This is a genomic window from Cellulosimicrobium sp. SL-1 (assembly GCF_011033075.1).
In the GTDB taxonomy this organism is placed as follows: Bacteria; Actinomycetota; Actinomycetes; order Actinomycetales; family Cellulomonadaceae; genus Cellulosimicrobium; species Cellulosimicrobium funkei.
In genome coordinates, this window is record NZ_JAACJC010000010.1 from 1 (window position 1) to 15,056 (window position 15,056).

At 74.1% G+C, this 15,056-nt stretch carries 12 protein-coding genes and 1 rRNA gene; all 13 read right to left on the reverse strand.

Features of this window, described 5'->3' with window-relative positions; genetic code table 11:
- A 16S ribosomal RNA gene (locus GWJ10_RS15430) occupies positions 1-216 on the reverse strand; the annotation flags it as partial.
- A gap of 613 nt (positions 217-829) precedes the next feature.
- Positions 830-2,089 carry a tyrosine--tRNA ligase gene (gene tyrS / locus GWJ10_RS15435; protein WP_163188404.1) on the reverse strand — a complete coding sequence of 420 codons (1,260 nt, stop codon included), beginning with the start codon at positions 2,087-2,089 and terminating at the stop codon, positions 830-832.
- A 155-nt stretch (positions 2,090-2,244) separates the two neighbouring features.
- Entirely contained in the window at positions 2,245-3,036 is a 792-nt protein-coding gene (locus tag GWJ10_RS15440; RefSeq protein WP_163188406.1) for a DNA-3-methyladenine glycosylase, read from the reverse strand.
- 25 nt (positions 3,037-3,061) lie between these two features.
- Entirely contained in the window at positions 3,062-3,736 is a 675-nt protein-coding gene (locus GWJ10_RS15445; RefSeq protein ID WP_206154412.1) for a uridine kinase, read from the reverse strand.
- Between the two features lie 46 nt (positions 3,737-3,782).
- The gene (gene argH / locus GWJ10_RS15450) at positions 3,783-5,237 is read right to left on the reverse strand and encodes an argininosuccinate lyase (RefSeq protein ID WP_163188408.1); all 1,455 of its coding nucleotides are present in this window, start codon (positions 5,235-5,237) and stop codon (positions 3,783-3,785) included.
- Positions 5,234-6,463, reverse strand: a complete 1,230-nt coding sequence (locus GWJ10_RS15455) for an argininosuccinate synthase (protein ID WP_043655541.1) — start codon at positions 6,461-6,463, stop codon at positions 5,234-5,236. The genes argH and GWJ10_RS15455 overlap by 4 nt, the downstream gene beginning before the upstream one ends.
- Positions 6,464-6,549: 86 nt before the next feature.
- Complete coding sequence (locus GWJ10_RS15460; protein WP_043655538.1) at positions 6,550-7,086, reverse strand: arginine repressor; 537 nt, start codon at positions 7,084-7,086, stop codon at positions 6,550-6,552.
- The gene (gene argF / locus GWJ10_RS15465) at positions 7,083-8,018 is read right to left on the reverse strand and encodes an ornithine carbamoyltransferase (protein ID WP_061269213.1); all 936 of its coding nucleotides are present in this window, start codon (positions 8,016-8,018) and stop codon (positions 7,083-7,085) included. The genes GWJ10_RS15460 and argF overlap by 4 nt, the downstream gene beginning before the upstream one ends.
- Complete coding sequence (locus GWJ10_RS15470; RefSeq protein WP_241005867.1) at positions 8,018-9,310, reverse strand: acetylornithine transaminase; 1,293 nt, start codon at positions 9,308-9,310, stop codon at positions 8,018-8,020. Before GWJ10_RS15470 ends, argF begins: the two co-directional genes overlap by 1 nt.
- A 50-nt stretch (positions 9,311-9,360) precedes the next feature.
- Positions 9,361-10,347 (reverse strand): acetylglutamate kinase, encoded by a 987-nt coding sequence (gene argB / locus GWJ10_RS15475; protein ID WP_163188410.1) that lies wholly within the window; start codon positions 10,345-10,347, stop codon positions 9,361-9,363.
- Positions 10,344-11,555: a bifunctional glutamate N-acetyltransferase/amino-acid acetyltransferase ArgJ gene (gene argJ / locus GWJ10_RS15480; RefSeq protein ID WP_163188412.1), complete on the reverse strand. Its 1,212-nt coding sequence runs from the start codon at positions 11,553-11,555 to the stop codon at positions 10,344-10,346. The genes argB and argJ overlap by 4 nt, the downstream gene beginning before the upstream one ends.
- Complete coding sequence (gene argC, locus GWJ10_RS15485) at positions 11,552-12,646, reverse strand: N-acetyl-gamma-glutamyl-phosphate reductase (protein WP_163188414.1); 1,095 nt, start codon at positions 12,644-12,646, stop codon at positions 11,552-11,554. Before argC ends, argJ begins: the two co-directional genes overlap by 4 nt.
- 504 nt (positions 12,647-13,150) lie before the next feature.
- Complete coding sequence (locus GWJ10_RS15490; RefSeq protein ID WP_241005852.1) at positions 13,151-14,905, reverse strand: 2-isopropylmalate synthase; 1,755 nt, start codon at positions 14,903-14,905, stop codon at positions 13,151-13,153.
- Between the last annotated feature and the right edge of the window lie 151 nt (positions 14,906-15,056).

The window sequence follows — 15,056 nt, forward strand, 5'->3', positions numbered from 1 at the left end:
CCGAAAAACTTTCCAACCACCCCCATGCGAAGGCGGCTCATATCCGGTATTAGCCCCGGTTTCCCGGAGTTATCCCGAAGTCAAGGGCAGGTTACTCACGTGTTACTCACCCGTTCGCCACTAATCCACCCAGCAAGCTGGGCATCATCGTTCGACTTGCATGTGTTAAGCACGCCGCCAGCGTTCGTCCTGAGCCAGGATCAAACTCTCCGTAAATGAACAACGCCCACCACCAGGACAAACCCAGCAGTGAACAATCCATACGAAGCGAACCCCAACAGGGTTCACAAAACTGGCATCAACACGAAAGATGACATCATCTTCCGAAATCAACCAAAGGAATCCCAGACACAACCAACCCAACCACCCGACGGGCAACCAGGCCAGCCATGCCACAGGGACAAAAAATTTGGCATTGACTAACAAGCACACTGTTGAGTTCTCAAACAACCGACACACAGCAACTCAGCACCACCCGACCGGGCAGAACCTCGCTTGGGGCAACTTCTCTAATCTACCAGATCCTCGGTGTCCCTTCCAACTCGGTGTTCCGAGCTCGGAGGGCCGGCCGTGGAGCCAGCAGCCTCGAACATCCTCAGGGCGCGCGAAGCACCCTGTCGATCTTCGAGGGGACCGCCCGGGGGACCAGCCACCGTCTCGGATGATCGAGACCCGGTGTCCGTTCCTCCCTGCCGGGCGAACGTCGAGAACACTACACGCGCTCCGCGGGAGTGCCAAATCCGCTCCGGGCCGTCCCCGCGGGACCCGACGCAGGAGGGGCCGGCACCGCTCGACGCGGCCCGGCCCCTCCTGTCCCTCGCCCTCCGGATCAGCCGGCGACGGCGACCCCGAGGGTCTTCTTGCCCCGGCGCAGCAGCGCGAACCGTCCGTGCAGCAGGTCGTTGGCCCCGAGCGTCGCGTCCTCACCGGTGACCTTGACGTTGTTGACGTACGCGCCGCCCTCCGCGACCGCCCGGCGCGCCGCCCCCTTCGACGCGACGAGGCCCGACGCCACCAGGAGGTCGACGACCGGGTCACCGACCTGCGCCGTCGCGCGCGGCAGCTCGGCGACCGCCGCCTCGAGCGTGCGCTCGTCGAGGGCGTCGAGCTCGCCACGCCCGAAGAGCGCCTGGCTCGCCGCGATGACCGCCTCGGTCGCCGCCGCCCCGTGCACGAGCGTCGTCACGTCGGCGGCGAGCGTGCGCTGCGCCTCCCGCGCCCCCGGCCGCTCCCGGACCGCGGCCTCGAGCTCCGCGATCTCCTCGCGCGAGCGGAAGGTGAAGATCTTCAGGAAGCGCACGACGTCGTCGTCCGCCGCGTTGAGCCAGAACTGGTAGAAGGCGTACGGGCTCATCATGTCGGCGTCGAGCCAGACGGCTCCGCCCTCGGTCTTGCCGAACTTCGTGCCGTCGGCCTTCGTGATGAGCGGCGTCGTCATGACGTGCACCGACGCGCCCTCCGTCCGACGGATGAGGTCGACGCCCGAGAGCAGGTTGCCCCACTGGTCGTTCCCGCCCGTCTGCAGCGTGACCCCGTGGCGCAGGTAGAGCTCGTGGAAGTCGATGCCCTGGAGGATCTGGTAGCTGAACTCCGTGAAGCTGATGCCCTCGTCCGAGCTCAGGCGGCGCGCCACCGTGTCCTTGGCGAGCATCGTGCCGAGGCGGTAGTGCTTGCCCACGTCGCGCAGGAAGTCGATCGCCGACATCTCCGAGATCCAGTCGAGGTTGTTGACGACGCGCGCCGCGTTCTCCCCCTCGAAGTCCAGGAAGCGCGAGACCTGGCCGCGCAGGCGCTCGGTCCAGTCGGCGACCGTCTCCTTCGAGTTGAGCACCCGCTCCCCCGACTGGCGCGGGTCGCCGATCATGCCCGTCGCGCCGCCCACGAGCGCGATCGGCCGGTGGCCGGCGAGCTGGAGGTGGCGCAGCAGGAGGAGCTGGACCAGGTGGCCGTGGTGCAGGCTCGGCGCCGTCGGGTCGAAGCCGCAGTAATAGGTGATCGGGCCCTCGGCCAGCGCGGCGCGCAGCGCGGCCTCGTCGGTGGACTGCGCCACCAGGCCCCGCCATTGCAGCTCGTCGAGAACGTCGCTCACTTCTGCTCCTTCGTCGAGTGCCCGCCGTGCGGGCACGAGGGTGCGGCCCCGTCCGGGCCGCGGGTCCTAGTCTGCCGTGCCGGACGCCGTCGCCCGGCCACCGCCCACCTCGCGGGCGGCGCCGGACCGTGACGCCGCGGGTCGACGGCCCCGGTTCAGCGGGAGCGCGCGCTCACGCGGCGGTAGGCGGACACCGTCGGGTCCCCCGCGAGCCAGTACCGCCAGGGGTACAGCTCGCCGTCCCCGCCGTCGCCCGACACGCCGACGCGCGGTCCCGTGGCGATCGGCGGCCGGTGCGGCCCGTCCGTCGCCCGGTGCAGCACGAGCTCGCCGTCCGGGTCCGTCAGCTCCGCGCCGTAGTGGCGCAGGTCGAGGTCGAGCGCGACCGCGAGACGCGCCGGGCCGCGCGCGATCTGGCGGTCGGAGTCGCACCGGCCCGCGGCGACCCGGCGGGACCGGGCGAGCCCGACGCCGTCGGTCACCTCCCCGGCCCTCAGCAGGACGGCGGACGCGCGGCCCACCGGCCCGCACACGACGTTGACGCAGTGGTGCAGACCCAGGTGGCGGTAGACGTAGAGGCGGCCCGGCTCGCCGAACATGGCGCGGTTGCGCTCGGTGCGCCCGCGGAAGGCGTGGGAGCCCGGGTCGCGCTCGCCGTCGTACGCCTCGACCTCGGTGATCCGCAGCGTGACGTCGCCCTCGGCGCTGCGCCGCGTGAGCAGGGCGCCCAGGAGGTCGCGCGCGACCTCGTGCACGTCGCGCGCGTACCAGCCGCGCGCCGGGGCGTCCCACGGCCCGACGACGCGCGCGCCCCCGGCCTCGCTCGTCCCGGTCGCGGCACCCGTCGTGGTGCCCGCCGCCGTGCTCGTCACCGTGCCCGTCGCCGCGCTCCCCGCAGTGTCTGTCGCCGTGTCCGTCGCAGTGTCCGTCCAGGCTTCCGCCGGCATGCCACCACCTCCCGTCCCGGGCAATCTACGCCTCGCCGCCCACGTCCGTGCGGGGCGCGGTCGGGCCCGGGCCGGGCGCCGTCCGCCCGGTGCGCACGAGCCGACCCCACCCGTCGAGGACGACGTCCGCGCGCTCGCGCGTGCCGTTGCGGCGGTAGTGCTCGCGCTCCGCGGCCATCCACGCGAGCCAGTGGTCGCGCTGGTCCTCGCCGTCCCGGTCGAGGCCGCGCCGGAGCCGGACGTCGTCCGGCGCCTCGACCCACACGCGCAGCGCCGCGACCTGGTCGGCCTCGCGCCGCCCCGCCCCGCAGCCCTCGACCACGAGGTACGGCGCGGCCGGGACGTCGTGCCACTCGGCGAAGCGGTCGAGGTGCCAGTCGTACCGGCGGTACCGCCCGGCACGGCCCGCGGCGAGCGGCGTCAGCACCCACGCGTCGAGCCGCGCCCAGGCGGGCTCGAGGCCGCGCCAGCCCTCGTAGAGGTCGTCCATGTGGAGCACCTGGGCGGGCAGCGCGCCCCCGAGCTGGGCCGCGAGGGTCGTCTTGCCCGAGCCCGCGGGCCCGTCCACCACGACGAGGCGCGTGCCCGACGCCGTCGGCTCCCCCGCGGCGAGCGCGCCCGGGCCGGGCGGGCCGAGGCGCGGGACGGCGTCGCGCACCTGGCGGACGAGCTCGGCGAGGACGTCCGGACCGACGCTCACGCCCGCGCCGCCGGGCACGCGCACCGCACCGCGAGCCGGGGCACCGTCAGTCCTGGGCCCAGAAGCGGTACTCCGCCGAGCGCTCCTTCGCGGCCTCGAGCTGCTCGGCGACCCGCACCGGGGCGGTGCCGCCCACGGCGTCGCGGGACGCCAGCGAGCCCTCGACGTTCAGCACGTCGCGCACGCCCGGCGTGAGGTGCTCGGAGATGGACGCGAGGTCGTCGTCCGAGAGGTCCCACAGCTCGATGCCGCGCTCCTCGCACGTGCGCACGCACGCGCCCGCGACCTCGTGCGCGACGCGGAACGGCACGCCCTCGCGCACGAGCCACTCGGCGACGTCCGTCGCGAGCGAGAACCCCTGCGGCGCGAGCGACGCCATCCGGTCGGTGTCGAACTCGAGGGTCGCGACCATGCCGGAGAACGCGGGCAGGAGCACCTCGAGCGTGTCGACCTGGTCGAACACCGGCTCCTTGTCCTCCTGGAGGTCGCGGTTGTACGCGAGCGGCAGGCCCTTGAGCGTCGCGAGCAGGCCCGCCAGGTCGCCGATGAGGCGGCCCGCCTTGCCGCGCGCGAGCTCGGCGACGTCCGGGTTCTTCTTCTGCGGCATGATGCTCGACCCCGTGGAGTAGGAGTCGTGCAGGCGCACGAAGCCGAACTCCTTCGTCGCCCAGAGGATGACCTCCTCCGCGAGGCGCGAGAGGTCGACCCCGAGCATCGCGGCGACGAACGCGAACTCCGCGACGACGTCGCGCGACGCGGTGCCGTCGATCGAGTTCTCGACCGGGCCGTCGAACCCGAGCTCCGCGGCGACCGCGGCCGGGTCCAGGCCCAGCGACGAGCCCGCGAGCGCCCCCGACCCGTACGGCGAGCGCGCGGCGCGCACGTCCCAGTCGATGAACCGGTCGACGTCGCGCAGCAGCGGCCACGCGTGGGCGAGCAGGTGGTGCGCGAGGAGCACCGGCTGGGCGTGCTGGAGGTGCGTGCGGCCGGGCATGGCCGCGCCCGGGTGCGCGGCGGCCTGCTCGATGAGCGCGTCGACGACGTCGAGGACGAGTCGCGCGATCGTGCGCGCCTCGTCGCGCAGGTACATGCGCGTGAGCGTCGCGATCTGGTCGTTGCGCGACCGGCCCGCGCGCAGCTTGCCCCCGAGCTCGGGCCCGGCTCGCTCGATGAGCCCGCGCTCCAGCGCGGTGTGCACGTCCTCGTCGTCGTCGGCCGCGACGAACGCGCCCGACGCGACGTCCTCGCGCAGGCGCTCGAGCGCGGCGAGCATGCCGTCGAGCTCGTCGTCGTCGAGCAGGCCGGCCGCGTGCAGGACCTTCGCGTGGGCCTTCGAGCCCGCGACGTCCTGGCCCGCGAGGCGCCAGTCGAAGTGCGTGGACTTGCTCAGCGCGGCCAGCGCGTCGGCGGGGCCGCCCGCGAACCGGCCGCCCCACAGGCTGACGCGCGCCGTCTCGGTCGGCTCGACGGCGGTGCCGTCCTGGTCGTCGTGCGTGCTCACAGCGCTCCCGTCCCGAGGTCCACACCGTTGCCGAACTTCTCGTCGCGCGCGGCGGCGAGCTTCGCGGTGAGACCGTAGATCTCGATGAATCCCTTGGCCTGCGACTGGTCGAACGAGTCGCCCTCGTCGTACGTCGCGAGGTTGAAGTCGTAGAGGCTCGCGTCCGAGCGCCGGCCCGTGACGGTCGCGCGCCCGCCGTGCAGCACGAGGCGCACGTCGCCGGACACGTAGCGCTGGGTGTCGTCGACGAACACGTCGAGCGAGCGCTTGAGCGGGCTGAACCACATGCCGTCGTAGACGAGCTCGGTCCAGCGCTGCTCGACGCCGCGCTTGAAGCGGGCCTGCTCGCGCTCGAGCGTGACGTTCTCGAGCTCCTGGTGCGCGGCGATGAGGGCGATCGCGCCCGGCGCCTCGTAGACCTCGCGCGACTTGATGCCCACCAGCCGGTCCTCGACGATGTCGATCCGCCCGACGCCCTGGGCGCCCGCGCGGCGGTTCATCTCCTGGATCGCCTGCAGCGGGGTCACCGCGACGCCGTCGAGCGCGACCGGGACGCCCTGCTCGAACGTGACGACGACCTCGTCCGCGACGGGCGGGAACGTGGGGTCGTCGGTGTAGTTGTAGACGTCCTTGGTCGGCGCGTTCCAGATGTCCTCGAGGAAGCCGGTCTCGACCGCGCGCCCCCACACGTTCTGGTCGATCGAGAACGGGTTGTGCTTCGTCGTGGCGATGGGCAGCGCGTGCTTCTCCGCGTACTCGATGGCCTTCTCGCGCGTCAGCGCGAGGTCGCGCACGGGCGCGATCGTCTTGAGCTCGGGCGCGAGGGACGTCGTCGCGACCTCGAAGCGCACCTGGTCGTTGCCCTTGCCCGTGCAGCCGTGCGCGACGGTCGTCGCGCCGAACTGGCGCGCCGCGCGCACGAGGTGCTTGACGATGACCGGACGCGACAGCGCCGAGACGAGCGGGTACCGGTCGAGGTACAGGGCGTTCGCGCGCAGCGCGGGCATGCAGTACTCCGCCGCGAACTCGTCGCGCGCGTCGGCGACGTACGCCTCGACGGCGCCGCAGTCCAGGGCACGCTGCCGGATGACCTCGAGGTCCTCCCCACCCTGGCCGACGTCGACCGCGACGGCGACGACCTCGGCGCCCGTGGCCTCGGCGATCCAGCCGATGGCCACCGACGTGTCCAGGCCGCCCGAGTAGGCGAGCACGACGCGTTCAGTCATGACGGTCTCTTTCTGTGACGTGCGGGTGGGGTCGGGGTCCAGTCTCGCAGGGCGCTGCGGCCGCGCGGGGCGTGGGCCGACGGCGGTCAGTCCGGCGTGCCGGGGACGGGCCCGCCGTGGGGTCCGGAGAGCTCGAGGAAGCGCCGCGCGAGGTCCGCGCCGCCGTCGGGGTCGCGCGCGATGACGAGGATCGTGTCGTCGCCCGCGATGCAGCCGAGCACGTGCGGGAGCACGGAGTGGTCGATCGCCGACGCGAGGTAGTTCGCAGCACCGGGGGGCGTGCGCAGCACGACGAGGTTCGCGGACGCCTCGGCGGACACGAGCATCTCCGAGCACAGGCGCGCGAGCCGGGCCGCGAGGTACTCGGGCGACTCCGCGGTCTGCACGCTGCGGTCCCCGCCCTCCCCCGGCACCGCGTACACGAGCGCGCCCGAGGCGCCGCGCACCTTCTCCGCGCGCAGCTCGATGAGGTCGCGCGACAGCGTCGCCTGGGTCACCGACAGGCCCTCGCGCTCGAGCTCGCGCGCGAGCTCCGCCTGGGAGTGGATCTCGGTGCGGCGCACGATCTCGGCGATGCGCGCGTGGCGCGCCGTCTTCGTCGTCGCCGTGCGGGCCTCGGTCACGACCGCTCCAGGAGGAACGTGAGCAGCGCCTTCTGCGCGTGCAGCCGGTTCTCCGCCTCGTCCCACACCGCCGAGCGGGGGCCGTCGATCACCTCGGCGGTGATCTCCTTGCCGCGGTAGGCGGGCAGGCAGTGCAGCACGATCGCGTCGGGCTGCGCGTATGCGAGGAGCTCGTCGTTCACCTGGTACGGCACGAACGGCAGGGCGCGGTCCTCGGCCTCCGCCTCGTCGCCCATCGACACCCACGTGTCGGTCGCGACGACGTCCGCCCCCGCGACGGCCTCGACGGGGTCGGCCGTGACGAGCACCGAGCCGCCGGTCTCGGCCGCGATCCGCTCGGCGTCGGCGACGAAGACCGGGTGCGGCGGGTACCCGTCCGGCGTGCCGACCCGCACGTGCAGGCCCGCGGTCGCGCCGCCGAGCAGGTAGGAGTGCGCCATGTTGTTCGCGCCGTCGCCGACGTACGCGAGCGTCTGGCCCGCGAGCGCGCCCGTCCCGCCGCGGAGCTGGGCGATCGTCAGGAGGTCCGCGAGGATCTGGCACGGGTGGAAGTCGTCGGTGAGCGCGTTGACGACCGGGACCCGGCTGATCGCCGCCATCTCCTCGATCCGGTCCTGGCCGAAGGTGCGCCACACGATGGCGGACGCCTGCCGGTCGAGGACGCGCGTGACGTCCGCGACGGACTCGCGCACCCCGACCTGGGCGAGCCGGCCGTCCACGACGACCGGGAAGCCGCCGAGCTCGGCGATGCCCGTCGCGAACGAGAGCTGCGTGCGCAGCGTCGGCTTGTCGAACAGGACGGCCACGCCCTGCGGCCCGGCGAGCGGCTGGCGGAACGTGCGGTCGTCGCGGAACGCGAGGCCGATCTCGAGGACCTGACGCTGCTCGGCGGGCGTGAGGTCGTCGTCGCGCAGGAAGTGCCGGGGGGCCATCAGGAGCTCCTCGTCGTGGGGTCGGTCGTGGGGGTGGTGGGTGCGCCGGCCGGGGCGGCGGGGTCCTCGGGGACCGCGACCGCGGCGAAGAACGCGACGACGTCGCGCGCCTGGTCGGGCGTGAGGACGAGCGGCGGCGCGAGCCGGATCGCGTCGGGCGCGACGGCGTTGACGACGAAGCCCGCGTCGAGCGCCGTGCGCGCGACGTCGGCCGCGACGGGCCGCGTGAGCTGCACGGCGAGCAGGAGCCCGCGGCCGCGCACGCCCGCGACGAGCGGGTTCCCCGCACGGGCGATGCCGTCGCGCAGGAGCGCCCCGACGGCCCGCACGTTCTCGAGCAGCCCGTCGCGCTCGATCACCCCGAGCGTCGCGAGCGCCGCCGCCGCCGCCACGGGGTTGCCGCCGAACGTCGTCCCGTGCTGGCCGCGGCCGAGCAGCGTCGCCGCCCGCTCGCCGTACGCGACCACCGCGCCGACGGGGAACCCACCGCCGAGGCCCTTGGCGAGCGTGACGACGTCGGGCACGACGCCGCCGCCCACCTCCGGCTGCTGGTAGGCGAACCACGAGCCGGTGCGCCCGACGCCGGTCTGCACCTCGTCGAGGACGAGCAGCGCGCCGTGGCGCGCGGTGAGCTCGCGCGCGGCGACGAGGTAGCCCGGCGAGAGCGCGCGCACGCCGGCCTCGCCCTGCACGGGCTCGACGACGAGCGCCGCGACCTCGCCGCGGGCCGCCACGGCCGCGGGCGAGAAGGCCTCCTCGAGCGCGGCGACGTCGTCGAACGCGACGAACTCGACGCCGTCGGGGAGCGGCTCGAACGGCTCGCGGTACGCGGACTTCGACGTCAGCGCGAGCGCGCCCATCGTCCGCCCGTGGAAGCCGCCCTGGAGCGCGAGGACCCGCGTGCGGCCCGTGCGGCGCGTCATCTTGAACGCCGCCTCGTTCGCCTCCGTGCCCGAGTTCGTGAAGAACACGCGCGACCCCTCGGGCGCCTCCGCGAGCGCGAGCAGGCGCTCGGCGAGCGCGATCTGCGTCGGGGTGCCGAAGAAGTTCGAGACGTGCCCGAGCGTGCCGAGCTGGGCCGAGACCGCCGCCGTGAGCGTCGGGTGCGCGTGGCCGAGCGCGTTGACCGCGATGCCCGCGAGCAGGTCGAGGTACCGCTTCCCGTCGGCGTCCCACACGTACGCGCCCTCGCCGCGCACGAGGACGCGCTGCGGCGGGCCGAACGTGTCCATGACCGCGTGGGTGTAGCGGTCGGTCCACTGCGCGACGGAGCCGTCGGCCGGGGCCGTCACGGTGGTCGTCGGTGCGGGCGCGGGCGCGCCCGTCGGGTGGTCGAGCGCGTTCACGCGGCCCCTCCGGCGGTCGTGGTGAGCGCGGGCGCCGGCGCGCCCGCGGCGTCGGGGACGACCATCGTCCCGTTGCCCTGGGTGGTGAAGACCTCGAGCAGCGTCGAGTGCGGCACGCGGCCGTCGATGACCGTCGCCGCGGGGACCCCGCCCTCGACGGCGCGCAGGCACGCCTCCATCTTGGGGACCATGCCCGCCGAGAGCGACGGCAGGAGCGCCGCGAGCTCCGAGCGCGTGATCTGCGCGACGAGCGAGCCCCGGTCCGGCCACGACGTGTACAGGCCCTCGACGTCGGTCAGGACGACGAGCTTCTTCGCGCCGAGCGCGACCGCGAGCGCCGCGGCGGCGGTGTCCGCGTTGACGTTGAGCACCTGGGTCGGGTCCTCGAGGTCGGGGGCGATGGTCGACACGACGGGGATGCGGCCGGCGTCGAGCAGGTCCTGGACCGCGGACGGGTGTACCTCGACGACGTCGCCGACGAGCCCGACGTCGACCGGCTCGCCGTCGACGGTCGCGTGCCGGCGCTGGGCCTGCAGCAGGCCGCCGTCCTCGCCCGAGAGCCCGACGGCGTACGGGCCGTGCGCGTTGATGAGACCGACGAGCTCGCGCGAGACCTGGCCGGTGAGGACCATGCGGACGACGTCCATCGCCTCCGGCGTCGTCACGCGCAGGCCCCCGCGGAACTCGGACTCGATGCCGAGCCGGTCCAGCATCGCGGAGATCTGCGGGCCGCCGCCGTGCACGACGACCGGGCGCAGCCCGACGCGGCGCAGGAACACCATGTCCTCGGCGAACGCGGCCTTGAGCGTGTCGTCGACCATGGCGTTGCCGCCGTACTTGACGACGACGAGCGCGCCGGCGAACTCCTCGAGCCACGGCAGGGCCTCGACGAGCACCTCGGCCTTCTGCTCGGGGCGCAGGTCGGTGCGGGTGTCGAACGCGGCGTCGTCCGGGTGGGGCGTGGGCGTGGTGGAGTCGCTCATGAGGAGTACGCGCTGTTCTCGTGGACGTAGTCGTGCGTGAGGTCGTTGGTCCAGACGGTCGCGCTCGCGGAGCCGGCGTGCAGGTCGATCTCGACGCGCACCTCGCGCTCGGCCGCGAGGTCGACGAGCTCGCGGGGCTCGCCCACTCCCCCGGCCCGGCAGACCTGGACGCCGTTGACCGACACGTCGAGCAGGAGCGCGTCGAACGGCGCGACGTCCTCGGGGACGGTCCCGACGGCGGACACGATGCGGCCCCAGTTCGGGTCGTTGCCGAAGATCGCGGCCTTGAACAGGTTGGACCGTGTCACGGCGCGCGCGACGGCGACCGCGGCGTCCTCGCTCGACGCACCCACCACCGTGACGGCGACGTCGTGGCTCGCGCCCTCGGCGTCGGCGACGAGCTGGCGCGCGAGCGACCCGCACGCCTCGGTGACGGCGTCGGTGAGCGCGTCGAGACCGACCTCGACCCCGGACGCGCCCGAGGCGAGCAGGATCACGGTGTCGTTCGTCGACATGCAGCCGTCGGAGTCGACGCGGTCGAACGTCGTGCGGGTCGCGGCCCGCAGCGCGGCGTCGGCCGTCGCGGCGTCGACGACGGCGTCCGTCGTCAGCACGCAGAGCATGGTCGCGAGGCCCGGCGCGAGCATGCCCGCGCCCTTCGCCATGCCGCCCACGGACCACGTCGCGGCGCCGTCCGTCGCGGTGGTGTCCGTGACCTCGCGGACCACCGCCACCGTCTTCGGCACGGTGTCCGTCGTCATGATCGCGAGCGCGGCGTCGCCGCCGCCGTCGACCGCGGCGACCGGGTCCGCGAGCGCCGCCGCGGCGGCGTCGACGCCCGCGAGGAGCGTGTCCATGGGCAGCCGCACGCCGATGAGGCCCGTCGAGCAGACGAGCACGTCGCCCGCCGACGTCGCGAGGACGTCGGCGACGTGCTCCGCCGTGCGGTGCGTGTCGGCGAAGCCCTCCGGCCCGGTGCACGCGTTCGCGCCGCCCGAGTTGAGCACGACGGCCGTCGCGCGCCCGTCGCGCACGGCCTGGCGCGTCCAGGCGACCGGCGCCGCGAACACGCGGTTCGTCGTGAGGACGGCCGCGGCGACGTCGAGCGGCCCGTCGTTGACGACGAGCGCGACGTCGCGCGCGCCCGTGGACTTGAGCCCGGCGGCGACGCCGGCGGCCCGGAAGCCCTGCGGGGTGGTGACGGTCACGGGGCGACCCCCTCGGTCGTGAGGCCCGCCGTCTGCGGCAGGCCGAGCGCGATGTTCATGGACTGCACCGCGGCGCCCGCGGTGCCCTTGACGAGGTTGTCGATCGCCGTGACGGTGACGACGCGGCCCGCCGCGTGGTCGACCGCGACCTGGACGAGCGCGGTGTTCGCGCCGAGGGTCATCGCCGTCGTCGGCCACCGCCCCGCAGACAGCACGCGGACGAACGGCTCTCCCACGTACGCGTCCTCCCAGGCCTGGCGGACGCGCGCGTCGAGCGCCGCGGGGTCGAGGCGCGCGGCGTCGTCGGACAGGCGCGCCGTCACCGTGGCGAGGATGCCGCGCGACATGGGCACGAGCGTCGGCGTGAACGAGATGCTCACGGCCGGGGCTCCGGCGGCCCGCAGGTTCTGCGCGATCTCCGGGATGTGCCGGTGCGACCCGCCGACGGCGTACGGCTGCGCCGACCCGAGCGCCTCGGACGCGAGCAGGTGCGGCTTGAGCGACTTGCCCGCGCCCGAGTACCCGTTGGCGAGCACCGCGACGAGGTCCGTGCCCTCGACGAGCCCGGCGGCGACGCCCGGCTGGATGCCGAGCGTGACAGCCGTGACGTTGCACCCGGGGACGGCCACGCGCCGCGCACCGGCGAGCCGCTCACGCTGCCTGGTCTCGGTCGCCGCGGCACCCGGCACGTTCGTCAGCAGGAGCTCCGGCAGCCCGTACGGCCACGTGCCCGCGTGCTCGGAGCCGTAGAACGCCGACCAGTCCGCCGCGGACTCGAGCCGGTGGTCCGCGCCGAGGTCGAGCACGAGCACGTCGTCGGGGAGCTGCGCCGCGATCTCGCCCGAGGCACCGTGCGGCAGCGCGAGGACGACGACGTCGTGCCCCACGAGGTGCTCGACCGCCGTCGGCAGGAGCACGCGGTCGGCCAGGGATCGCAGGTGCGGCTGGTGCTCGCCGAGGAGCGTGCCCGCGTTGCTGTGCGCCGTCACGGCGCCGATCTCCACCTCGGGGTGCCCGGCGAGCAGGCGGAGCGTCTCCCCGCCCGCGTACCCGGACGCACCCGCGACCGCGACTCTGATCGTCATATGCATCACTATACATACTTATGCAACGGTCGGGCCGGAGGTCCCGCCCCACGGTACGCGGGGTCGAGCTGGTGGGGTCAACGGTCCGCGGGTCACGTCCGCGGATCGGCATCGGGCCTCCAGCCCCGCGGCCGGTCCGCCGGACTCGTCCGAGCCGACATGCGGTGACGACAAGCGAGAAGTAGCCCCACGAGCGGGGCTCGGAGGGGCCACTTCTCGCTTCTCAGCGGAACGTCCGGGACCGAGGCGACGGGCCGAGCCTGACCGAACCGCCGGGCCTGACCTCGGTCGTGCGGTGCGGGACAGGACGAGCGGTGGGGTCGGACCGTGCGCGAAGGACGCCAAGGCGCACTCCTTCGACCTCCGCCCGGAAGACCAGGGCGACGGTGCGCCAGTCCGAGCGCACGGTCCGACCCCACCGCGGACCCGGCCCCGCGGGCCGTGGATCCCTGCAGACCCGCGGACCCGACCCTGCGGGCCGTAGATCCCCGCAGACCCGCGAACCCGACCTCAGGCCGTCGCCGCGCAGACCGCGCGGACGGCGGCTCCCAGGACGGACGCGTCACGACCCACGGTCCAGCGCGGGGCGCCGTCGGGGCCGCGGTGCTCGAGGTAGGTCACCGCGGTCGCGTCGCTGCCGCTGCCGACGGACTGCTGGGTGAGCGAGAGGACCTCCACCGGGCGGCCGAGGCGGGCCAGCGCGTCGACGAGGGCGTCGACCGCGCCGGTGCCCGTGCCGGACGTGGCGACGCGCTCGCCGTCGACCGTGATTTCGAGGTCGAGGTGCTCCGTCCCGTCGTCGGCGCGCCGGCTCGTCCATGCGACGGGCGCGACGGCGCCCGGGCGCGCGTAGGCCGCGTCGAACAGCGCGAGGAGGACGTCGGGCGTCACCTCGGCACCGGTGGCGTCGGCGTGCTCCTGGACACGGCGCGCGAGGTCCACCTGGAGGCCCCGGGGCAGGTCCAGGCCGTGGACGGACTGCAGCACGTACGCGACGCCGCCCTTCCCGGACTGGCTGTTCACGCGCACGAGGGCCTCGTACGACCTCCCGAGGTCGGCGGGGTCGACCGGCAGGTATGGCACGCGCCACGGCGCGGCCGCGGGGTCGAGGCCGGCCGCCGCGGCGTCGGCCCGGTGCCGCGCCATCCCCTTGCGGATCGCGTCCTGGTGGGTGCCGGAGTAGGCGGTGTGCACCAGGTCGCCCACGTACGGGTGGCGCGGGTGGACGTCGATCCGGTTGCACGCCACGACGACGTCGCGGATCGCGTCGAGGTCGCAGAAGTCGACCATCGGGTCGACGCCCTGCGCGTGCAGGTTGAGGCCCAGCGTCACGAGGTCGACGTTCCCGGTGCGCTCGCCGTTGCCGAACAGGCACCCCTCGACGCGCTGCGCGCCCGCGAGGACCGCGAGCTCGGCGCACGCGACGCCGGTGCCCCGGTCGTTGTGCGGGTGGACCGAGAGGATCACGCCGTCGCGCCGCGCGAGGTTCCGGTCCATGTACTCGATCTGGTCGGCGTAGACGTTGGGCGTCGCGACCTCGACCGTGGCGGGGAGGTTGAGGACGACGGGCCGCTCGGGCGTCGCGTCCCAGAGCGTCGTCATGCGGTCGCACACGTCGAGCACGTAGTCGGGCTCGGTGAGGTTGAACACCTCGGGCGAGAACTCGAACCGGACGCGCGGGTCGTCGCCGGCGTGGCGCAGCACCTCGGTCCCGGCGTCGGTGATCAGCCGGGCGAGCTCCTCGCGGTCGCGGCCGAGCACCACGTCCCGCCAGTCGGGCGCCGTCGCGGCGTACACGTGGACGACGACCGGGTTGCGCAGCCCGCGCACGGACTCGACCGTGCGCGCGATCAGGTCGGCGCGCGCGGCGGTGAACACGACGACGGTCACGTGCTCGGGCGCGAGGTCGGTCTCGGCGAGCAGGCGCACGAAGTCGAAGTCGGTCTGCGACGCCGACGGGTAGCCCACCTCGATCTCGGTGTACCCCATCGCGACGAGCAGCTCGAAGAAGCGGCGCTTGCGCGCCGGGTCCATCGGTTCCGCGAGCGCCTGGTTGCCGTCGCGCAGGTCGACGGGGACCCAGAGCGGCGCCTGGGTGAGCCGGCGGTTCGGCCAGCGGCGGTCAGGCAGGTCGGGCACGTCGACACGGGCGTGGACGTCGGCGTAGCGGGACGACGGCATGGGCGACGGGCGCTGCCGGTTCCACGGCGGCGTGGTCCTGGCGGCGGGGCGGTCCGTGCGGGCGGGCGTGGTGGAGACGGTCATAGCGGTCCTTCGGCTGGAGCCCCGGAGTGGGGGGCGCGGGACGACCGGCGCACGACGGACCCCCACGGCGGGGGGCCGGTCCGGTCAGACCCCGCCGTGGCGCCGAAGAAGGAGCGCCGTCCAGGACATTCGGGGTACGCTAGCGCCGATC

Bases quoted from the DNA above. Each gene is read 5' to 3' on its own strand.
- GWJ10_RS15440 (WP_163188406.1), bottom strand. From the start codon at position 3,036: ATGCCGGCGGAAGCCTGGACGGACACTGCGACGGACACGGCGACAGAC.
- argF (WP_061269213.1), bottom strand. From the start codon at position 8,018: ATGGCCCCCCGGCACTTCCTGCGCGACGACGACCTCACGCCCGCCGAG.
- GWJ10_RS15455 (WP_043655541.1), bottom strand. From the start codon at position 6,463: ATGACTGAACGCGTCGTGCTCGCCTACTCGGGCGGCCTGGACACGTCG.
- argC (WP_163188414.1), bottom strand. From the start codon at position 12,646: ATGCATATGACGATCAGAGTCGCGGTCGCGGGTGCGTCCGGGTACGCG.
- argB (WP_163188410.1), bottom strand. From the start codon at position 10,347: ATGAGCGACTCCACCACGCCCACGCCCCACCCGGACGACGCCGCGTTC.
- GWJ10_RS15490 (WP_241005852.1), bottom strand. From the start codon at position 14,905: ATGACCGTCTCCACCACGCCCGCCCGCACGGACCGCCCCGCCGCCAGG.